The organism is Ruegeria sp. BG10 (genome assembly GCF_056538575.1).
This window is the reverse complement of sequence record NZ_JBQFTI010000002.1, coordinates 52,958-72,337: the sequence shown is the minus strand read 5'-3', so window position 1 is coordinate 72,337 and position 19,380 is coordinate 52,958. Positions and strand designations below refer to the sequence as shown.

Below are 19,380 nucleotides of genomic sequence, written 5' to 3'. Positions count from 1 at the left end.
CAATTTTTGGAACAAGTTTAATATGAGCTCGACGCGAGCAAAAAGAATTCAAAGAAGTCGGCTGAGCGGCGCGATATTGCGCCTGCTCGGCAAGACCTATTGGGGCGTCGAGCAAACGGACTCCGGTGTCACGGTTTATGGCATGCCGCAAAAGCACATAGCCTTCGGCGAAATGGCGGCACCGGCACAGATTACAAAGTCTCTGGGCTTTTCCGGAGTCGCTTTGCCGCTCAAGGACGAAACCGAGATCAAGATTGTCGGGATCAAAGCCGTGGATGCCGCCAGCTTCACCGCCGACGCCAAAGCCGCGCTAGGCCACCACATCGAAGAGCAGTTCGATGTGGTGCAGAACGAACTGCAAGCCCTCAAGGATGTTGTGCAGCGCCTGAAGAGCCCGCGCCGCTATCCGGCAGCTTGCTTGCTCCAGCCCTTCCTTGATCGCGCCGCGACGGTGTCAGGGAAGCTGCCCACATCGATTCCGGACGGACTGCTCTCTGCGGAAAGAAAAGAGCTGTTCGAAACAGTTATGAATTTCGAAGCCGCGCCCGCCGAAACGCGCGATGCAGCAATTAAAAAATTTGTGGAAACCGAACTGAACGACATGAAGGCGTTCTTCGATACCATTGAGTCAAACCCGCTGACGTCCGAACAGCGCCTGGCCGTCGTATCGGATGAAGACGCGACCCTCGTCCTCGCGGGTGCGGGCTCCGGCAAGACCAGCGTGATCGTCGCAAAGGCTGCTTACCTGATCGAGCGCGGCATCCGCAAACCCGATGAAATCCTGCTGATGGCCTTTGGAAAGGATGCCGCAACCGAGATGGCGGAACGGATCGAAGAACGATCCGGCGCTGCCGTCGATGCACTGACCTTTCACGCGCTCGGATACGATATCATCAAGCAGGTCGAAGGCGGCGCGCCCGCACTTGCCGCCCATGCCAGCGATGACAAGCAGTTCCGCGTCCTGCTGCGCGACATACTGATCAATGATGTCGGCAAACAACCAGGGCTCGGCAAACTGATCCTAAGCTGGTTCTCTGAATTCTACTGGCCGTACAAAAGCGAGTGGGATTTCAAGACCAGGGACGAATACTACCAGTATGTCGAAGAGCATGAGCTGCGCACCTTGAAGGGTGATCTCGTCAAGAGCTTCGAAGAATGGGAGATCGCAAACTGGCTGCACCTCAACGGTATCGACTACGAGTACGAGCCGACATACGAGCATGATCTTCCCGCGAACGACCGCCGCGCCTATACGCCTGATTTCCGGCTGACCGAAAGCGGCATCTATATTGAGCATTTCGGTGTCCGCAAATCACGCGGCCCGGACGGATCGACCCGCCTCACGACAGCGCCATATGTGGATCGCAAGCGCTACCTCGAAGACATGGAGTGGAAGCGTAAGGTCCACCGTGAACACGAGACAATTCTCATCGAGACCTTCAGCTACGAACGCGTCGAAGGCAAACTACTCGACGGCCTGAGAGAAAAGCTCGCACCGCATGTCGAGCTTAAACCGGTCCCATCAGATCAGGTTTTCGACACGCTGTCCGAGATGGGCCAGGTTGATGCGTTCACACAAACGCTCGGCACATTCTTACGGCACTTCAAAAGCTCGGGGACCTCGATCCAGAAATGTCAGAGCAAGGGTGATCGGTCTGATGACAAACCACGCAGCCAAGCTTTCCTGAAAATCTTCGAGCCCGTGTTCGAGGCCTACCAGAAACGGCTCGATGACCGGATCGATTTTGAAGACATGATTGTCCGTGCGGCTGAGCATGTTGAAGCCGGACGCTACGAAAGCCCCTACCGTCACCTGCTCGTCGATGAGTTCCAGGACATCTCGGAAGGCCGCGCCCGCCTGCTGCGCGCACTCAAGGCACAGCATGCTGACGCGCGCATATTTGCGGTCGGCGATGACTGGCAATCGATCTACCGATTCACCGGATCAGACATCCACCTGATGCGACATTTCGGCGAAGAGTTCGGCGGAAAATTCGCTGGCAAAGACGATGTCCACCGCACGGTCGATCTCGGGCGAACCTTCCGGAGCGTTGACAAGATCGCGCTACCGGCCCGCCGATTCGTCCTTCAAAACCCCTCGCAGATCGATAAGACGGTCATCACCGCGGCGACAACCGACACGCCTTCGATCAAGGTCGCGTATTACGAGCGGGGCCACGATGAAGGCGCGCTGCGCGAAGCCCTGACTCAAAACTCAAGCGGAAACCCAGGCAAAGCGACCGTACTCCTGCTAGGGCGCTACCATCATTTGAAGCCGAAGACTCTGAACAAGATCGCAGCAGACTTCGGTCATCTATCCATACGCTTTATGACAGTGCATGCCTCCAAAGGACTGGAAGCAGACCATGTCGTGATCCTGCGTGCCGCAGCCGACCGGATGGGTTTTCCGTCCGGCATTGTGGATGATCCGCTGCTCGATCTGGTCTTACCCGAGCCAGAGAATTTCTCGCACGCGGAAGAGCGCCGCCTTTTCTACGTGGCCCTGACGCGCGCAAAAAAATCCGTCACCGTACTTACGGATCGCCAGAAGCCCTCAAGCTTCGTGCGTGAACTGCTGGATGATCGAACATACGAAACCATCGAACTCGGCGAGCCGGGCATCGCCGAACATCGCTGCGGTAACTGCGGCGGACGCATGCTTGCACAGCGATCAAAGAAGGGGCGGCGATACTTCTCCTGCGAGCACCGCTACCTCTGCGGCGAGATGCTTCGCCCCTGTAGTGCCTGCGGAAAAGACCTGCCGGTGAACGACCCAAAGAAACCAGACTCGATGACTTGTAGCTGCGGTGCCAGCTTCCCGACATGCCCCGACTGCGATGATGGCTGGCTAATCGAGCGCCGGGGACGCCACGGCAAATTCCTCGGATGCATCAAATATCCTGACTGCAAGGGAACGCAGCGCCTCGCCAAGCCCAGAAGGGCCTAGGAAACTGGTTATCGGCGCGATAGTGAACGATACCAACGACGGACTGACGGGGAGACAGATGTGTCGTCGTACTTAAAACAATCAGACATGCTATCGATTGCGTTTATTACGCCATTGAGAACCGGCGCAGAGAAACTACTACTACCGCCCGTCGCATAGTGACTGACCCAATTGCTAATGATTCCAGGGACGTGGGAATTGAGGACGTCCCGAACTTGCTGCGCTTCTAGAACTAGTGTGTTTGCCTTCTGGTGTAGGTCGATCGCCTCTTTGATCGCATCAAGGCAATTACTGACCATTTTGTTTGTGTCTTTGATCGCGAAGTCGAGCGGGACGGGAATATTCACTTTGCGGATGATCTGCTGGAGCTTGAATTCGAGATACTGGCGGACAATCGGCTCGGCTTCGCTGATTTGCCCAGCGGAAAGAAGGGTTGTGACGCGCGTCCTAAGTCGATCCGCTCCTTGCGCTTGCTGAAGAATGTCACCCATTGGCGGTGAACCTTGAAGCTTGTTGTGGTGCCAATCCGCTGTTCCACCTTTGGTGTCAAAATACTTCTCAAGCAATACATCGTGACTCAGGATGATGAACTGCAAACCGTCGGAATTATGTGGATGCTGTAGCTTTGTGCGTATCAGCTCCATTAGGTTAAACTGATGACCAGCATCAAAACTTGATGTCACGTCATCAAGAATAACAAAGCGCGGCGCGCCGGAGTGTTTCATGGCCGCCGCAAGAAAGACCGAGATCGATAGAGCATTTCGGTAACTCTCCGATAGCAAAGCGCGCGCTGACAATTTGCGCAGACCATGAAAATCGCTGAGTTCGACATTTAGGTCTTCTTTGTCATCGGCTCGCTGCAGATCGGGCACAACGTCGCCAACCTGCATGATGTCTTTGTACATGGATTTGTACTCGGCATCGATGTCATTGATCTTGGCCTTGGACAGCGCGGCTTCTGCGGAAGAAAATCTGGAAGACGCCTTTGAGACAAAAGTTTTCCAGCGCTCGCGAATATCCAGGCGAGCTTGCTGTTCAGCCTCCTCCACTTGGCCTCGCTGATAGCTGGCCAAGGCGTCTTTGAACTGACGACCATACTCGACTTGCTCGGTAAGCTGAACCAGCGACGCCGGAAGCTCGGCTTCGAGGTCCGTTTTCTTTTTCTGCGCCTTTTCTAGCAAACCCGGAACAAGAGCCACGAGTTCGCTTGTGCGTGTGACCGCAGCGGCGGTTTCAGCTTCGGTGACTTCGCCAGATTTCATCCGGCTATCGAGTCGCGCGAGGATACGATCCGCCGTATCCACACCAAGCACGTTTGCAACTTCGTGGTCGGACAGGCAGTCCCGCCATGCCGAACTTTCCCAAAGCTCGCCAAGCTCCTTCGCCTTGGCCGCCGTATCGGCGTACTGCGTGAGTTGGTGCTTGATGTGCGCACTTATGGAGTTCTTTAGATCGCTCTCGCAGAGAGGGCACTGGGCATCATGGGGCCAGACATCGCTCTCGACCACGTCTCGCGCCGCCGAATAGAGCTTCTCGAACAGATCGCCACGGGTCCCGGCCAGCAGTGCATCTCGCTCGGCAATGAGCGTCTTGATCTTCTTCTGCTCTTCGCCACACGCCGCCACATCGTGGGCTCCCAGAGCCTCCAGAGCAGTGATGTCCGCAATTGCCGCTTCAAGTTCCTTACGCTTTTCGCCACCTTCCGCTGTCTTGATGGCTTCCTTGATGGCATCAAAGTCTATTTCATCCAGCGCCTTACCATCGAAGTGTTCCTTGAGAAGTTCGACATTGCCGAGAGCCTGCGAGACCTCGGTGGCGTACTGGTCGAGCTTATCCACATCTTCCAGAGGCTTTCCTGTGACCTTTTCGAAGTTGGATCGGAGTGCGGCCAGAGATTGTTGGAGGGAGCGCTGTGTTCCGGCTATCTGTGTTGCCAGAACCTTCATATCGAGATCGGTGTTCGTCGTGCGCGTATCAGAAACAACCTGCAGCGCCTGACGGCAATCGGAATATTCCGAGAGCCCTAGAAGGGCGGAGAAGGTCCGGCCACGCTCTAGTGGCGACTCTTCGATGAAGCGCGAAAAGGTGCGGTAATCAAGGAGTGCAAAGGCCTCATTCAGCGTTCCGAGAAATCCTTCGGGATCGGTGTGACCGCTGGGACTGGTGACAGTCCGGTTTCCGGTAGCATCGCGCTCGACCTTTATGGACACGACCGCCCCACCGTCATCCGGCTCCAGTTCGACCTCTACCATGGCCTTGTTACCGGAGTGAAAGCGGTTGCAGTAATAGTCCTGCGGACGCTCGTGAGCCTTGAGATCATCGAGTTTTGGGATCGTCCCGTGAATTGTGTAGTACAGCGATTCAAATATTGAGCTTTTCCCAATGCCGTTAACGGCAAACACTGAGTTTACAGCATCGGGTTTGAAACTGATGTCGAGAGGGTTGCCCTGATTATTGACGCCCCGAAAGCCTTCGACCTTTAGTCTTCGGAGAAAATAGCGGGGCATCATTCAACCTTCGCTTCTGCGTCCTGCGTGAGAAGAGCATCCAACGCGGCTGCAATCGCTTCGTTGAAGGTGGTGCGGGACTTGGTGTCTCTTTCTCCGTCGCAAACAACAGCGAGAAGCTTGTCCCAATTCGCTTCTAGTATTGCCGCCATTTCAGGATCAATGTCCTTCACGTTATCAAGAAACGCCGTGCAGTTTTCGGAAAATCTCTTGCTGTCGTCGAATGAAAATTCAGCCATATTAAGCCTCAACGATGTTTCTCGCTAACTCCTATAAGCACGTATTGCGTCTTTATCGATATCGGATGCAGGCACGAGCCTGTAGTGCCGCTCTTCGACAAGCTTGATCTCTTCGCCCTGCAAGGTGAGCTCGAACAGCGCGACGACTTGGTCGGTCATGAACTGTGCCGAGATCGCCCGACACTGAATCCCCGGAAACTTCTCTTCGACAAAGCGAATATCCTGCGTCGTCTGCACAACGCCGATCTGGTCTTTGCCACCCTTCGCCTGAACGGGGATCACGTAATGGCACCCGCGCTTGTCGAGCCCGATGTAGAGTTCGTCTATTTCGATCTGCCCGATACCTTTCACTGTCGTGCGCAGATGGTTTTGCAAGCTATAAGTCGTCAGTCCCAGGAAGGTGTCGATCAGACGGTTGTAGCGCACGATAGCCAAGAGTGCCTGCTCATCATCCAGGGCATAACCCCGGATCAGCTCCGGCGTGGCGTCGGGGATGTCGATGGCTACCATGGCGGGGTTGGGCTCGATCCGCGTGGCGGTCACAAGTTTGAACCGATAGCGCGCACGTCCCGCGCCTTCGATAATCCACTCCTGCCCCTTGGGTTGCGTATCGAGGATTTCCTGCGGCAGCGGCCTACGATACCGATAGCTGTAGGGCACGTCTCCCGGGTTGAGATCGAGGTCCGGCGCAAGTTCGTCCTTGGCAGCGATGATCTCACGACGAATGAATTCAAACTCGGTGACGCCTGAATTGAAATATTCGAAAAAAATCCTCGAGATAATCAGATCGTAAGCCGCGGTATTTTTCTTCTTAGCCATGAGCGGCCTGTTCTGCTAGGCGCTCGCGCTCGATCTCTTCCTGTTTGCGCTTAGTCGCGCCGCTCTTCTGATCGCGCCTGCTGGGCGGTGCCTTCACACCAAAATATTCTGCAGCAGTGGACAGATCGAAAGACAACAAGGCGTCATCGCCGAGCGCCCATGCCTGCTCTGGTCGCGTCGGAACAGCGCCGAGCGCGGCCATAACTTCCGATGCTACTGCGCGCGCCAGTGGCGGCGGAACAGCATTTCCGATCTGACGTGCGCCGTGCCATTTCGTTACATTGAAGCGGAACCAATCGGGAAAGCCATGAAGCCGCGCCATCTCGCGCACAGTAACGCAACGTGCGTAGCGATAATGGATCGGGCGTGGGCTGGTGAAAGCTCCGCGTGCGCCGTCTGTACCGGCACGTAGCGTGTTCGATACACCGTCTTCGTCTAGTTTAAAAAAGCGGCTGATCGGCTCCACCGATCCCGGCGGTGTCTCCCGAAACCGCCGCCGAGAAATATCCGTGTGGCCGGTACGCGCGCTGGAAGTCAGAATGCCGGGCTTCCAGTCGCGCACGTAGCCGAAATGCCAGGCCTCGTTGGTCATGCAGCGCATTTCAGCGGCGTAGGGTGAAGGCTCTCCGAAAGCGATCGTTGCTACAGCATCCGTTCCGAGAAGCGATTGGAATTTGTCGGCATCGGGTAAGTCACCCAAGGCATCGACGCAACTGGGCCCAAACCCAAGCTCGCGATGCTGCAGCTTCTTCCCTGCGATGTTCGATTGAACAACTGGATAGTCCGGAAGCTTCTCGCCTTTCCGGCAACCGAAAAGAATCAATCGTTCACGGCTTTGCGGGGTTCCGAAGTGCCCGGCATTGAGTACTTTCCATGGGACACGTACTTCGTAGCCGACCCTGTCAAACGCCGCGACTAGCTCTTCAAGAAACTTCTTGTGCCTGCCAACGGTGAGACCTTTGACGTTTTCGAAGACAAACGTGCGGGCCCTTAGCTCGGCAACGATGCGTACAAATTCGAGCACAAGCTTGTTGCGCGGATCGTCCAGAACACGGTGACCGATGAGTGAGAAACCCTGACAGGGCGCGCCTCCGAAAACGCAATCCACGGTCCGATTGCCGATGCCAGCGGCCTCTCTGATCTGTGCGGCACTTAAGCCCTCGACCGAATGCGGAATGATGGCGGTGTGCGGAAAATTGAACTTGTGGATGGCGCAATGCACCGGATCGATCTCAGCTGCCGCAACCACGTCGAACCCGGCCTGCTCGAATCCGAGACTCAAGCCGCCTGCTCCTGCAAAAAGATCGATGCCTACCGGCCTCATGCTCTGCCCCGCTTCAACTGATTCACTTGCTATCTTAGCGCGCAACATACAGGATGTCGATCGCTTTTCAGGCGTTTTCCACAAAACCTTGTAGGCGCACCGCCAGTTGCTCGTGGTCTTTGACTTCGCATTGCCATACGACCAGCACAGACCAGCCCAGCGCCTCCAGTTGTTCTATTTTTGTTCTATCTCTTTTAACATTTTCCTGAAGCTTGGGAAGCCAGTATTCCTGCCTGGACTTGGGCGGCTGTCCTTTCGAGCAGCCGTGGGAATGCCAAAAGCAGCCGTGAACGAGGATGACCTTACGAAACCGCGGCAGCACGATGTCCGGTTTGCCCGGTAGGTCTCTCCGGTGTAGTCGAAACCGATACCCGAGCCTGTGCAGCAAACGTCGGACAACAAGCTCGGGGCCGGTATCCTTGCTCCCAACCGATTGCATGATCCGTCTGCGCTGCTCGGGTGTCCTTGTGTCCATAGCTACACCTTAGACAGGATTCCTGGCGTAAGCACTTGCCACAAACTTGCCACAAGGAATTTCGGGGCGATTCAGACAATGGCGGAAACCTGCGGGTTACAGCGGGCTAGCAACTTGTGGCAAGAATCAACATTTTGGCGGTATTTTGGAAAGCAACTGGCGTTAAGTTATTGATTTTATTATGGCGCGCCCTAGAGGATTCGAACCTCTGGCCTTTGGCTCCGGAAGCGGGGCCTAAACACTTACTCAGAGCGAGTTACAGGACATCCGCCACAGAATTGCCACAAGTATTTTGGGATAAGATACCTAGTAAATTGAATTTGGATTCATCACGTCTTTCTTTCTCTTCGATCAAGTGACCGTAAACGTTAAGCGTAGTGGTGATATCCTCATGTCCCATCAAGTTCTGAATACGTTTCAATGAGACATTTTGCTCAATAAGCATTGAAGCATAAAAGTGTCGAAGGTCATAGGGTTTGTATTTTGGCTTTTGAATTATCTTTCCCTCAACGTCTTCCTCCACAACCAGACCAGCCTCCATGCACGCAGCGTAAAACGCGCGCTTTCGCCAATGGTCCGGTGTTAGCCAGCGCCCCGATTTAGTTGGAAAAACCAGATCATGTTTGCTGGGAGCTGCAATATTATCAGCGTAGTGACGGATCATCTCATAGGTGTCCGGCGTTAAGTCGATGAACCGTCGCCCGGCTGGTGTCTTTGTAACCGATATGCGCACCTCTCCACGCTCCAGAGCGCGATCAACAAGTACGCCGCCATCTCTCAAGTTTTTCCGCGCTAGTGCAACGTACTCCTGCGGTCGCATGCCACTATCCGCGGCGAGGTATAAGATAGGCCGGTAGCGTGCCCACGTGTTAGCAGTCTGCTGGTTCTTAGAATTTGCTAGCCTGTCTGCGGCACGGAGGAGTTCGGCAATATCGGTGGGCGAAGGTATCTCGATCCGACGATCATAACGGGACTCTGAGCGTATGCTAACACCAGCCGCCACATTGCTTGCTATGTGCCCCCGCAGCGACATTTCCTTCATCACCGAATGGAAAGAAGACAGAACCTTCTTTGCCTGGTCTCTCGTGTAGTACTGCAGCAGCCAAGACCTGAAATTGACAACATCCGGCGTCTGTAAGTTTTGAAGCGATTTCTCCCAAGGATATTCATTCATAATGTCGGCGCGATAGCTGTAGATTTTGTGCGTGTAGGGCGTCACGGGGTCCCGGCCATCACGGCCTTCCTTTATGCAGACTTCGAGCCACTTCTCCACGGCGCCGCTGATCGTCCGGATGGAAGGGTCGACCACACCGGACGCATGACGCGCTCGACCGCTCTCAACCCAGGCGCGCGCTTCTTTCAGCGTATCGAATGTCTTATACGCGTAGCCGGATTTCGTAGATGTGCTCGGGTATCTTACTTGGTACGTCGTGCCTTTCTTGCCTACCCTTTTTCGAATGTCACTCATGCGAAAGAGGATCGTGAATAACTGAACCTACAATTACAATCTATTTCTAGAACTTACTCACAGGCGGTAATTGCGCTCAGCTTCAACCTGCCTGTGTCGATAGATATTAATCAACGTCTGCTTCTCGATTTTGAGCTTGCCCTCAATTGGATCGATAAAGAATGGTAGTCTACGCTGACCGGCGGCATTCATCTCCGCAGCGCGTCTAATCTGCCGCTCATTGAGTTCAATTCCCATTTCCGCCAGAAGCAAACGGGCCTCGTCCAAATCGAGATAGATCGGTGTATTCACAACTATCTGGTCACCTCCTTCTCGTATGTCATATGTCGAAGCTATCCGCCGCGCTGCGATACGGCCCTGAACTATAGAGCTTGTCGACCTTACGCCCGTGTTTACGGGGCTCAACGTCGTCTCCGAATCCATTTGTCGGATTCAAATACAAAGTCGCGCCGCGCGAGTAGCGAACGCCCAGTTCTTCCGCTTCACGGATTTTCTCGACAAGGGCCTGAAGCATCTCGGGTATAGAGTGCTCGCCCTTGACCTTGATGATCATGGGTAATCTCCAAACAAATGAATTAACAATACGTCTTTAGAATAGCCCATATTCGTTAACATCATCTTAACCTTCTTCTAAAACCCGCGCTCAAAGCCGATTCCCGGCAGACCTCCATCGTCCCTTGCGTGCGCCGCATCGCGGAAGCGGGCGGCTGTTACGCACGTCCGCAAGCTCATCGTTCGCACCGCATCGCACCTGTTCTGTGCCTACGACCGTCCCTACCCCTGCCTGACCTTTCCCTAATCAAGCGTGTGGGGGGCAAGGAAAGGTCCTGATGGGCAGGGCCTTCAAGACAACAGACACAGGAGGAAACGATGAGCCCGATCATACCCCCGGACGCGCTGCACTACCGCTCGCTGACCGAGCTGCAAGCGCTCTATCGCAAGACGCAGATAGAACTAGCGTCCAGTGCGCCTGGTTCCGAAGCACGGCGTCAGGCCCGCGTCAGCCTTGAGAATATTGGCTATGCCATCTTACGGCTGCGTCACCCGGCCCCACGCTTGTAGCGTTGGCCTGAACCGACCTCCGGTTGGAGGTCGGTTTTTCTGTTTGCCGCCAGCGAGGACGACGCGAGGACGGGGCGGGTCTAGGGCTGTCATTTAGAGACCCATGAACAAGCAGCTCACAGATCACGACAAGCGGGTTGAACAGACGCTCAAGCTGCTGCTGGACTATCCAGCGGCGGCGAACGCCCTGTCGATGTCACCCGGTGCCCTGCGCGATCTCGTCTATAAGGGCCGCGGACCGGTGGTGACGAAGATCGGCAATCGCACCTTCTTCGCGATCAAAGACCTGGAGCGGTTTGTCGAAGCTCATCGCGAGTGCCCCGAGAGGTAGGCAGTACTCTCTCTGAATTCTCCTTGCCAAACGCTGGCTGAGCTTCTGAGGGTGTGCGTGACGTGCTATGCTCGCAACGAATTTGAGGAAGTCACAGAAGAGGATGAAATGATTATCGTTAAGGGAACAGATTATCTCACTATCGCGGGATCACCGGCTGCATCATACGATTTCGGCGGGGAGATTGGTGAAGTCCCGCTCATGATGAAACCGGTCGGGCCCGGTAACACCAACACTATTCGCAGAAGACTTCGGAACGCCCATCTCCCAACGCCCGGCAGTTCCGAAAGCATCGATTTCGAAGTGGTACTAATTTCCACGATCAATGAAGAACCGTTCACTATCAACGGTGAGCCGCACAATCTGTTTCTGCGCGTGACGCCCGGTGAACCGTCCATAGGTTCGATGGTCATAACACGCAGTGAGAACCCGGACGAACTCGGCGGCACCTTCACGTCGAGCGTACTCTGCTTCTTCACCGCAGACTTCACGCCTGTCGATGAATCGCGGCCTGGTTTCTCCGTCAGATCGAACATTGTCCTAGAAACCCAGACGCCGGGAGTCTGGCAAACGACGCCTCCAGATGGCGCCGTTCTCGTGCGTGGAGAAGTTGGCGACAGCCTTGCGAACCTTCATACAAAATTGCCGATGGGCGCTTACGACTTTTTCATGGTGGGAAGCGTTTTCGACGGACTTCAATCAAGGGGTGGTCATGTCATGGCAGCGGGTGCTGTTGCCGCTGGCGAGCCAAGAACATACGATTCCAAGACTCTATCCCCCCTAGACGATCAATAGTCGTTTGACTGCTAGCGCTTCCTCGTCGACTCGCTTTCGAGCTTAGCCAGTTCATCAGCCAGATGGTCGGGGCGTAGATTGGCGTAGCGCTTCAGGCTCTTGGGGTCCTTGTGGCCCGACACCGCCATAACAGCCATGTCGGACCAGCCCGCTTCAAAGAGCGAGGACACGCGCTCGTGCCGCGTATCATGGAACCGAAAGTGCGGGAGGCCCGCCCGATCACGCGCGCGGCGAAAGGCAAGCTTGAACGCGTTCTCGCTCATCTCAAAGACGCGGCCATCATCGCCGCGCGGTAGTGCCTCCAGGATGGCTATTGCACGTGGTGAGAGTGGCACAACATGGTCGATCACTTTGTCGGGCGTGCGGCTGTTCTTTACACCCTTGAATGTCAAGGCGCGCCGTTCGAGATCAACGTCTGCCCAACGCAGGCTTAGCAAGCTTCCGCGTCGCCCGCCAGTTTCAAAGCCGAGTTCGACGAAGTGCCGTAGCCATGGATTGCGCGCGGCGCTGCAGGCGTCAAGAAGTCGGTCTTTCTCTTCTCGCGAGAGCCTCACATCGCGCTCATCATTGACGGCAGGGCGCTTCACATCTTCGGAATTCACGGGATTAACGATCAATCCAAGCCGCCGCTTGCGATGATCTAAAACGCGCTTGAGGGTGGAGAGCTCGCGCTTCACTGTGCCCGGGGCGATTGGCTTGCCGCCTGGTCCCTTTGTGGCGAGGCGGCGGTCGCGGTAATCTTCAAAATGCTCGGGCCGCAGGTTGGCGGCGGCATGAGCGCAAAGTTCTTTCTCCTCGCGCATGAAGCGTTCCAATCGCTTGCGCTCCGAGTATCGCGAGGACTCGCCAGGCCGCTTGTCGGTCACTTCACGAAGATAGATTTCGATCAACTCGCCAAGGGTCGTACGCTGGCTGGGAGTCCGGTCCACGAAGTGACCTGCCGCCATTTCGCTCTCGATGCGATGCGCCCAACCTTCAGCAAGCTTCTTGGTCTTGAAGGTGGCTGATTGCGCAGGCCAACCCTTGCGGCGAATCTTCGCCTGCCATTGTCCGTCACCGCGTTTGGTGAAGGTCGCCATGAGCAAGGTCCACCCGGATGTCCCAATATTGTCCCGGGCAGTATAGCCAGAAAAGAAGAAAGCCCCAAGCGGGGCTCTAAATATCTGTATTTATTGGTCGGAGTGGCGAGATTCGAACTCACGACCCCTGCCTCCCGAAGACAGTGCTCTACCAGGCTGAGCTACACTCCGACCGTGGCGGGTGATCTATACCCGGGGATTTGGATGTGCAAGGGGGATTTTGTGTCGTTTTTCGGAATTGGTGCTGCACGCTGAAACAACTGTTTGGGATCACTCATTCCTTGTCAGGAAAGGCGATCTGTTCTGTACAGCCGTATCTTTGTGCCGCCATGATCCACCACCGGCCCGGCGGGCAACAGGGGCAGGCGCGTCGCACGGGCAAGCGACGGGTTACTGGTGACGATTCCAGCCCGCCAGCCGGAAAACTTGTTCATCAAGACCTTGCCGAGACTTCCGTAGAGGGAGCGCAGGCGCTTTTCATCCCCGATTCTCGCGCCGTAAGGGGGGTTGACGATGACGAGCCCGGCCGGTCCGGGCGGCGGTTTTATGTCACTCACCGACCGGCACTGAAAGCTTGTGGCCGGGGCAACACCTGCGCGCTCTGCATTTGTGGCGGCGGCCTCGACCGCGCCGGCGTTTCGGTCAGAGCCGTAGAATTGCATACTTGATTCTGACAGGGGGTGGCCTTTTTTCAGGGCTTCCCAAGCCAGGGGATCGAAACCCTGCAAGTCTTCAAACGCAAACTCGCGGGTGCGTCCGGGATTCAGCCCAAGGGCGATCTCGGCGGCTTCGATGACAAAGGTGCCGGAACCGCACATCGGGTCCAATACGGGCTCCGATCCGTCAAATCCGCATTCGCGCAGGAACATCGCCGCCATCGTCTCGCGCATGGGGGCTTTGGCGATGGCCGGTTTGTGGCCGCGCTTGTGCAGGGGCTCTCCGGATGTATCGACGGAAAAGGTGCAGATGTCCTTTTCGATACGCAGCAGGACCCGCAGACGTGCCTCGGACGAAATCGGCGCGCCCAGAGTTTCGGAAATTGCCCGCTCGACCCGCTGACGTGCAGCGCCGGCGTGATAGATCCGGGATTTGCGGCTGGTGGCTTCGACTTTGACCGGGACGTCGGGTCGCAGAACGTCAGCCCAGGGGAACTTGCGGGCCCTTTTGTCCAGTTGCGCAAGATGAACCGCCGGGAAACTGCCGATGCGGACCAGAACCTTGTTGGCACCGCGCAGGCACAGATTGGCGCGCCAGACTTCGGACCAGCCGCCACGACAACTGACGCCGCCGGGCAGAATCTTTGCGCCGGCGAATCCCTGTTCGGCGGCTTCGGCAAGCAGGGGGGACTCCAGCCCCGGTGTTGCCACCAGGAAAATTTCAAGATCGTTAGTCGGTTCCATCCGCGCTGCTTATACCGGAAGCGTTCCGGGTGCGACATGCAATTTCGGTTGCCCAAAAATCTGAAAACTTCAAAGGAAAGTGACATAGAAAGGCCAATTTAGGCGGTAACGGGTTTGCGTTTGGCACCATCCCCGCGTAAAGGGTCCCCAATCAGAGGGACGCCCGCGGATTTCGAACGTAATTCGACGCTTTTGCGACGACTGTTTGAAAAACCCGCGCTATTGTCTGACCCTGAAAGGGTGTCGGCATAGCTGGCGCAGGTAAAGAGGCTTGGAAGACCGTAGCGACATGCAAACTTTCAAACTGAAAAAAGGGTTGGAGTTGCCGGTGCAGGGTGCGCCGGAGCAAACCATCCATCCGGGGCCTGAATTCAAGTCTGTCGGCGTTTTGGGGGGCGACTACCTCGGCCTGAAGCCGCGCATGCTGGTTCAGGAAGGGGACGAGGTTCAGCGTGGTACGCCGCTGTTCTGCCACAAGGACGCGCCCGAGGCGATGATGGTCGCACCGCTCAGCGGCAAGGTCGTGGCAATCAATCGCGGCGCGCGCCGCGTTTTGCAAAGCGTCGTGATCGAGGTTTCGGATGCCAATGACACCGGGCTGGACTTCTCGGCCACAGGCGATGCCGACAGTGCCGAAGGCGTGACTGCCAAATTATGTGCGGCCGGATTGTGGACAGCGTTCCGCACGCGCCCCTATTCCAAGATGCCTGAACCGGGCACCCAGCCGGCTGCGATTTTCGTGACCGCGATGGACAGCGAGCCTCTGGCAGGGGATGCCAGCGTCATCATAAATGATGCGGGTGAGGCTTTTGCTGCGGGTCTGGCCGCGATTTCCAAACTGACCGAAGGCAAGACTTACCTGTGCCACCAGGACGGCACCACCGTCCCCGGGTCTGATCTGCCGGGTATTGAGGCGGCGGCGTTTTCCGGCCCGCACCCGGCCGGCTTGGCCGGAACCCATATCCATTTCCTCGAACCTCTGGCGGGTGACAAGCGGGTCTGGACCATTGGCTATCAGGACATCATCGCGATTGGCCGCCTGATGCAGACCGGTCATCTGGACCCCAATATCGTAATCGCACTGACCGGACCCGGCGCCCGGCAGCCGCGGTTGATCCGTACCGTCATGGGGGCCTCGACCGAGGATCTGACACGGGACGAGGTCGACCTCGACGGCACCCCACGGATTATCTCGGGTTCGGTTCTGTCGGGCCAGCAGGCTGATGGCCCGACCGCCTATCTGGGGCGTTTTGCCCGCCAGATCACTATCATCCGCGAGGATCCCGATCAGATCCCCATGGGTTGGATTCGGCCGATGACGTCGAAATTCGCGGTGCAACCGGTGCTGGGCTCGGCCTTTGCTAAAAAGCTTTACGCCTTCACCAGCAACCTCAACGGCGGTCGCCGCGCCATGGTGCCGACCGGCACGTTCGAGGAACTGATGCCGCAGGATTACCTGCCGACGCAGCTGCTGCGCGCGCTTTTGGTTATGGATACCGACACCGCGCAGGCGTTGGGTGCGCTGGAGCTGGACGAAGAGGATCTGGGCCTTGTGGGCTTTGCCTGTCCGGCCAAATATGAATACGGGCTGGCGCTGCGCGACTGCCTGACTAAGATTGAAAAGGAGGGCTGAGCCACATGGGTTTGCGCAGCTTCTTTGACCGGATCGAGCCGAACTTTACCAAGGGCGGCAAGTACGAAAAGCTTTTCCCCATCTACGAGATGGTGGAAAGCTTCATCTACACTCCGAAAACCGTCACCTCCGTCGCCCCTCATGCGCGGTCCTATGTGGATATGAAGCGGATCATGACCTATGTCGTGATCGCCACGATCCCCTGCATCCTGTGGGGGATGTGGAACACCGGCTATCAGGCAAACACTGCCATTGCCGCGCTGGGTCCGGACTCGGCCACGGGCTGGCGCATTGCCCTGTTGCAGATGTTCGGCATTTCGCTGGACCCGTCCAGCATCTTTGCCAACGTGATGCACGGGTTGTTGTACTTCCTGCCGATCTACATCGTCACACTGGTCGCAGGTGGTATTTTCGAGGTCATCTTCGCCACCGTTCGCGGGCATGAAGTGAACGAAGGTTTCCTTGTTACCTCAATGCTCTACACGCTGATCATGCCCGCAACCACGCCCCTGTGGCAGGTGGCTTTGGGCATCATCTTCGGCGTTGTGATCGGCAAAGAGGTGTTCGGCGGCACCGGCAAGAACTTCCTCAACCCGGCCCTTGTGGGTCGCGCCTTCCTGTATTTCGCCTATCCCGCGCAGATGTCGGGGGACGCGGTCTGGACCCCGGTTGACGGGTTTTCCGGCGCAACGGCTCTGGCGGTATCGGCCGCCGACGGAATGCAGGCGCTGGCCGCCGAGGGCATCACCTGGTGGAGCGCCTTCTACGGTACCATTCAAGGCAGCTTTGGCGAGACCTCGACACTGGCTTGTATCATTGGTCTGGCCTTCCTTCTGGTGACCAAGATCGCCAATTACCGCCTGATTCTGGGCTGTCTGGCCGGAACGATCGTATTTACCTGGCTGCTGAACCTGATCGGGTCGGACACCAACCCGATGTTTGCGATGCCCTGGTACTGGCACGTTGTTCTGGGCGGGTACGCCTTTGGTCTGGCCTTCATGGTCACAGAACCGGTCTCGGCCAGCCATACCAATCTAGGGCGCTATATCTATGGTGCGCTGATCGGTGTCATGGTTGTGTTGATCCGCGTGGTGAACCCGGCCTTCCCCGAAGGCATGATGCTGGCCATTCTGTTCGGCAACGTCTTTGCACCGCTGATCGACTATTTTGTTGTTCAGGCAAACATCAAACGGAGGGCGCGTCGCCATGTCTGATCCGCAATCCCCAGATAACAACGACGCCCCGAAAGGCGCGATTGGCAGGTTTCTGGCCGCCTCGCCGGATTCCGTCGGCAAGACAATCATTGTTGCCGTCGCTGTCTGCCTTGTTGCCTCGATGGTCGTATCGGCCGCCGCGGTCAGCCTGCGCCCTGTACAGGAAGCCAACGCGCTGAAAGACAAGCAGGTCAACGTTTTGCAGGTGGCCGGTGTCTATGAACCCGGCATCAACGTGACCGAAGCCTTCGCCGCGTTCGAGCCGCATGTTCTGGAACTGGCCACTGGCGAGTTTGTCGATGATCAGTTCGACCCGGCCACTTTCGATGATCTGGCCGCGGCCAGCGATCCCGAGCTGAGCGTCGCGCTAGCGGACGATCCGGCAGGGATCGGCCGTCAGGCCAGGTACCGGGTGATCTATCTGCTGCGCGACGATGCGGGTGATCTGGACAAGGTGATCCTGCCGCTGCACGGCTATGGTCTGTGGTCCACGCTCTACGGCTTTATCGCGCTGGAAAACAACGGCAACGATATTTTCGGCCTGCAGTTCTATCAGCACGGTGAAACACCCGGTCTTGGCGCCGAGGTGGATAACCCGCGCTGGAAAGCGCTGTGGAGTGGCAAGAAACTGCGCGACGAGGCCGGCGATCTGCAGATTACTGTCGCCAAGACGCAACCCGCCGCAGGCCCCGATTTTTACGTCGACGCGTTGGCCGGTGCCACGCTCACCTCGGTCGGGGTCGATAATCTGGTGAAATTCTGGATGGGTGATGCGGGCTATGGCCCCTTCCTGGCCAAACTGCAAGCAGGAGAGTTCTGATGTCCCAGACAAGGAAAGAGCTGCTGGTCGATCCGCTGGTCGACAACAACCCGATCACCTTGCAGGTGCTGGGCATCTGCTCGGCGCTGGCGGTGACCTCGTCGCTGCAGGTGGCCTTCGTGATGGCGCTGGCGGTGACCTTCGTGACCGGTTTTGCCTCGATGTTCATCTCGATGCTGCGCAATCAGATCCCGGGTTCGATCCGGATCATCGTGCAGATGGTGATCATCGCCTCGCTGGTGATCCTGGTGGACCAGATCCTCAAGGCCTATGCCTTCCAGATTTCCAAGACACTCTCGGTTTTCGTCGGCCTGATCATCACCAACTGCATCGTGATGGGCCGCGCCGAGGCATTCGCCATGAAGAACCCGCCAATGGCTTCGTTCATCGACGGCGTCGGCAACGGTCTGGGCTACGGCCTGATCCTGATGCTGGTGGGTTTCATCCGTGAGCTGTTCGGTTCGGGCAGCCTGTTCGGTGTCACCATCCTGCAGACCGTCAACAATGGCGGCTGGTATGTGCCCAACGGTCTGTTGCTGCTGCCACCGTCGGCCTTCTTTGTGATCGGCCTGCTGATCTGGGCTTTCCGTACCTGGAAACCGAACCAGGTCGAAGAACGTGAATACAAAATCCAGCAGGTAGAGGCGCACTGATGGAAGGGCTTATCTCTCTGGCCGTAAAGGCCATTTTTGTCGAAAACCTTGCGCTCAGCTTCTTTCTTGGCATGTGTACCTTCATCGCCGTGTCCAAGAAGATTTCGACCGCGCTGGGTCTGGGGATTTCGGTGATGCTGGTGCAGGCCATCACCGTGCCGACGAATAACCTGCTGCTGAACTACCTGCTCAAGCCGGGCGCGCTGGCCTGGGCCGGGTTTCCGGATGTGGACCTGACATTCCTCGGCCTGATCTCGTATATCGGTGTGATCGCGGCGATGGTTCAGATCCTGGAAATGATCCTCGATAAGTATTTCCCGCCTCTTTACAACGCGCTGGGGATTTTCCTGCCGCTGATCACTGTCAACTGCGCCATTCTGGGTGGTTCGCTGTTCATGGTGGAGCGCGATTACAACTTTGCCGAGGCTGCGACGTACGGCCTGTCTTCCGGCTTTGGCTGGGCGCTGGCGATCACTGCGATGGCGGGCGTGCGCGAAAAGCTTAAATATTCGGACATTCCCGACGGCCTGCAGGGTCTGGGTATCACCTTCATCACCGCTGGGCTGATGGCGATGGCCTTCATGTCCTTCTCGGGCGTGAAACTGTAAGGAGGG

Annotated in this window: 19 protein-coding genes and 1 tRNA gene; 9 read left to right on the top strand and 11 right to left on the bottom strand. The window is 56.8% G+C overall.

Features of this window, described 5'->3' with window-relative positions; genetic code table 11:
- Positions 1 to 22: 22 nt before the first annotated feature.
- Complete coding sequence (locus ACR0D8_RS11440) at positions 23 to 2,947, top strand: UvrD-helicase domain-containing protein (protein ID WP_480646527.1); 2,925 nt, start codon at positions 23 to 25, stop codon at positions 2,945 to 2,947.
- Positions 2,948 to 2,955: 8 nt separating this feature from the next.
- Here ACR0D8_RS11440 and ACR0D8_RS11435 read toward each other — a convergent pair whose 3' ends face one another.
- The 8 genes from ACR0D8_RS11435 to ACR0D8_RS11400 all read right to left on the bottom strand — a co-directional run bounded on the left by ACR0D8_RS11435 (position 2,956) and on the right by ACR0D8_RS11400 (position 10,332).
- Entirely contained in the window at positions 2,956 to 5,457 is a 2,502-nt protein-coding gene (locus ACR0D8_RS11435; RefSeq protein WP_480646525.1) for an AAA family ATPase, read from the bottom strand.
- A complete protein-coding gene (locus tag ACR0D8_RS11430) occupies positions 5,454 to 5,693 on the bottom strand; it encodes a hypothetical protein (protein ID WP_480646523.1) in 240 nt (79 codons plus the stop codon). Before ACR0D8_RS11430 ends, ACR0D8_RS11435 begins: the two co-directional genes overlap by 4 nt.
- A gap of 24 nt (positions 5,694 to 5,717) precedes the next feature.
- Positions 5,718 to 6,512 carry an endonuclease gene (locus ACR0D8_RS11425; protein WP_480646521.1) on the bottom strand — a complete coding sequence of 265 codons (795 nt, stop codon included), beginning with the start codon at positions 6,510 to 6,512 and terminating at the stop codon, positions 5,718 to 5,720.
- The gene (locus tag ACR0D8_RS11420; protein WP_480646519.1) at positions 6,505 to 7,836 is read right to left on the bottom strand and encodes a DNA cytosine methyltransferase; all 1,332 of its coding nucleotides are present in this window, start codon (positions 7,834 to 7,836) and stop codon (positions 6,505 to 6,507) included. The genes ACR0D8_RS11425 and ACR0D8_RS11420 overlap by 8 nt, the downstream gene beginning before the upstream one ends.
- 67 nt (positions 7,837 to 7,903) lie before the next feature.
- Positions 7,904 to 8,311, bottom strand: coding sequence for a very short patch repair endonuclease (locus tag ACR0D8_RS11415; protein ID WP_480646517.1), 408 nt, complete (start codon positions 8,309 to 8,311; stop codon positions 7,904 to 7,906).
- Between the two features lie 256 nt (positions 8,312 to 8,567).
- Positions 8,568 to 9,779: a tyrosine-type recombinase/integrase gene (locus tag ACR0D8_RS11410; protein ID WP_480646516.1), complete on the bottom strand. Its 1,212-nt coding sequence runs from the start codon at positions 9,777 to 9,779 to the stop codon at positions 8,568 to 8,570.
- Positions 9,780 to 9,836: 57 nt separating this feature from the next.
- On the bottom strand, positions 9,837 to 10,070 hold the full coding sequence (locus ACR0D8_RS11405) for a hypothetical protein (protein WP_480646514.1): 234 nt from the start codon (positions 10,068 to 10,070) through the stop codon (positions 9,837 to 9,839).
- Positions 10,071 to 10,098: 28 nt separating this feature from the next.
- Positions 10,099 to 10,332 (bottom strand): hypothetical protein, encoded by a 234-nt coding sequence (locus ACR0D8_RS11400; RefSeq protein ID WP_480646512.1) that lies wholly within the window; start codon positions 10,330 to 10,332, stop codon positions 10,099 to 10,101.
- 317 nt (positions 10,333 to 10,649) lie between these two features.
- On the opposite strand from ACR0D8_RS11400, the gene ACR0D8_RS11395 reads away from it, so the two are divergent.
- From ACR0D8_RS11395 to ACR0D8_RS11385, 3 genes are all read left to right on the top strand, one after another.
- The gene (locus tag ACR0D8_RS11395; protein ID WP_480646510.1) at positions 10,650 to 10,841 is read left to right on the top strand and encodes a hypothetical protein; all 192 of its coding nucleotides are present in this window, start codon (positions 10,650 to 10,652) and stop codon (positions 10,839 to 10,841) included.
- 103 nt (positions 10,842 to 10,944) lie between these two features.
- Positions 10,945 to 11,172, top strand: coding sequence for a helix-turn-helix domain-containing protein (locus tag ACR0D8_RS11390; RefSeq protein WP_480646509.1), 228 nt, complete (start codon positions 10,945 to 10,947; stop codon positions 11,170 to 11,172).
- 108 nt (positions 11,173 to 11,280) lie between these two features.
- Positions 11,281 to 11,967, top strand: a complete 687-nt coding sequence (locus tag ACR0D8_RS11385) for a hypothetical protein (RefSeq protein WP_480646507.1) — start codon at positions 11,281 to 11,283, stop codon at positions 11,965 to 11,967.
- Positions 11,968 to 11,978: 11 nt separating this feature from the next.
- On the opposite strand, the gene ACR0D8_RS11380 is transcribed toward ACR0D8_RS11385, so the two are convergent.
- The 3 genes from ACR0D8_RS11380 to ACR0D8_RS11370 form a co-directional block, all read right to left on the bottom strand.
- Entirely contained in the window at positions 11,979 to 13,046 is a 1,068-nt protein-coding gene (locus ACR0D8_RS11380; protein ID WP_480646505.1) for a tyrosine-type recombinase/integrase, read from the bottom strand.
- A gap of 94 nt (positions 13,047 to 13,140) precedes the next feature.
- Positions 13,141 to 13,217 (bottom strand) — tRNA-Pro (locus tag ACR0D8_RS11375).
- A 113-nt stretch (positions 13,218 to 13,330) separates the two neighbouring features.
- A complete protein-coding gene (locus ACR0D8_RS11370) occupies positions 13,331 to 14,446 on the bottom strand; it encodes a THUMP domain-containing class I SAM-dependent RNA methyltransferase (protein WP_480646503.1) in 1,116 nt (371 codons plus the stop codon).
- A 289-nt stretch (positions 14,447 to 14,735) separates the two neighbouring features.
- Here ACR0D8_RS11370 and ACR0D8_RS11365 point away from each other — a divergent pair, with 289 nt between their 5' ends.
- The 5 genes from ACR0D8_RS11365 to nqrE are packed head-to-tail and all read left to right on the top strand — an operon-like array spanning position 14,736 to position 19,374.
- Positions 14,736 to 16,079 (top strand): Na(+)-translocating NADH-quinone reductase subunit A, encoded by a 1,344-nt coding sequence (locus ACR0D8_RS11365; protein WP_480646501.1) that lies wholly within the window; start codon positions 14,736 to 14,738, stop codon positions 16,077 to 16,079.
- 5 nt (positions 16,080 to 16,084) lie between these two features.
- Positions 16,085 to 17,293: an NADH:ubiquinone reductase (Na(+)-transporting) subunit B gene (locus ACR0D8_RS11360; protein WP_480646499.1), complete on the top strand. Its 1,209-nt coding sequence runs from the start codon at positions 16,085 to 16,087 to the stop codon at positions 17,291 to 17,293.
- Entirely contained in the window at positions 17,286 to 18,113 is an 828-nt protein-coding gene (locus ACR0D8_RS11355; protein WP_480646497.1) for a Na(+)-translocating NADH-quinone reductase subunit C, read from the top strand. Before ACR0D8_RS11360 ends, ACR0D8_RS11355 begins: the two co-directional genes overlap by 8 nt.
- Positions 18,113 to 18,766 carry an NADH:ubiquinone reductase (Na(+)-transporting) subunit D gene (locus ACR0D8_RS11350; protein WP_475164010.1) on the top strand — a complete coding sequence of 218 codons (654 nt, stop codon included), beginning with the start codon at positions 18,113 to 18,115 and terminating at the stop codon, positions 18,764 to 18,766. Before ACR0D8_RS11355 ends, ACR0D8_RS11350 begins: the two co-directional genes overlap by 1 nt.
- The gene (gene nqrE, locus ACR0D8_RS11345; RefSeq protein ID WP_170480069.1) at positions 18,766 to 19,374 is read left to right on the top strand and encodes an NADH:ubiquinone reductase (Na(+)-transporting) subunit E; all 609 of its coding nucleotides are present in this window, start codon (positions 18,766 to 18,768) and stop codon (positions 19,372 to 19,374) included. The genes ACR0D8_RS11350 and nqrE overlap by 1 nt, the downstream gene beginning before the upstream one ends.
- Positions 19,375 to 19,380 lie beyond the last annotated feature (6 nt).

Excerpts from the sequence above, each read along its gene's own strand:
- nqrE (WP_170480069.1), top strand. The coding sequence starts at position 18,766 with ATGGAAGGGCTTATCTCTCTGGCCGTAAAGGCCATTTTTGTCGAAAAC.
- ACR0D8_RS11390 (WP_480646509.1), top strand. The coding sequence starts at position 10,945 with ATGAACAAGCAGCTCACAGATCACGACAAGCGGGTTGAACAGACGCTC.
- ACR0D8_RS11415 (WP_480646517.1), bottom strand. The coding sequence starts at position 8,311 with ATGGACACAAGGACACCCGAGCAGCGCAGACGGATCATGCAATCGGTT.
- ACR0D8_RS11380 (WP_480646505.1), bottom strand. The coding sequence starts at position 13,046 with ATGGCGACCTTCACCAAACGCGGTGACGGACAATGGCAGGCGAAGATT.
- ACR0D8_RS11360 (WP_480646499.1), top strand. The coding sequence starts at position 16,085 with ATGGGTTTGCGCAGCTTCTTTGACCGGATCGAGCCGAACTTTACCAAG.
- ACR0D8_RS11350 (WP_475164010.1), top strand. The coding sequence starts at position 18,113 with ATGTCCCAGACAAGGAAAGAGCTGCTGGTCGATCCGCTGGTCGACAAC.
- ACR0D8_RS11410 (WP_480646516.1), bottom strand. The coding sequence starts at position 9,779 with ATGAGTGACATTCGAAAAAGGGTAGGCAAGAAAGGCACGACGTACCAA.
- ACR0D8_RS11420 (WP_480646519.1), bottom strand. The coding sequence starts at position 7,836 with ATGAGGCCGGTAGGCATCGATCTTTTTGCAGGAGCAGGCGGCTTGAGT.
- ACR0D8_RS11400 (WP_480646512.1), bottom strand. The coding sequence starts at position 10,332 with ATGATCATCAAGGTCAAGGGCGAGCACTCTATACCCGAGATGCTTCAG.
- ACR0D8_RS11425 (WP_480646521.1), bottom strand. The coding sequence starts at position 6,512 with ATGGCTAAGAAGAAAAATACCGCGGCTTACGATCTGATTATCTCGAGG.
- ACR0D8_RS11395 (WP_480646510.1), top strand. The coding sequence starts at position 10,650 with ATGAGCCCGATCATACCCCCGGACGCGCTGCACTACCGCTCGCTGACC.
- ACR0D8_RS11435 (WP_480646525.1), bottom strand. The coding sequence starts at position 5,457 with ATGATGCCCCGCTATTTTCTCCGAAGACTAAAGGTCGAAGGCTTTCGG.
- ACR0D8_RS11365 (WP_480646501.1), top strand. The coding sequence starts at position 14,736 with ATGCAAACTTTCAAACTGAAAAAAGGGTTGGAGTTGCCGGTGCAGGGT.
- ACR0D8_RS11430 (WP_480646523.1), bottom strand. The coding sequence starts at position 5,693 with ATGGCTGAATTTTCATTCGACGACAGCAAGAGATTTTCCGAAAACTGC.
- ACR0D8_RS11440 (WP_480646527.1), top strand. The coding sequence starts at position 23 with ATGAGCTCGACGCGAGCAAAAAGAATTCAAAGAAGTCGGCTGAGCGGC.
- ACR0D8_RS11385 (WP_480646507.1), top strand. The coding sequence starts at position 11,281 with ATGATTATCGTTAAGGGAACAGATTATCTCACTATCGCGGGATCACCG.
- ACR0D8_RS11370 (WP_480646503.1), bottom strand. The coding sequence starts at position 14,446 with ATGGAACCGACTAACGATCTTGAAATTTTCCTGGTGGCAACACCGGGG.
- ACR0D8_RS11355 (WP_480646497.1), top strand. The coding sequence starts at position 17,286 with ATGTCTGATCCGCAATCCCCAGATAACAACGACGCCCCGAAAGGCGCG.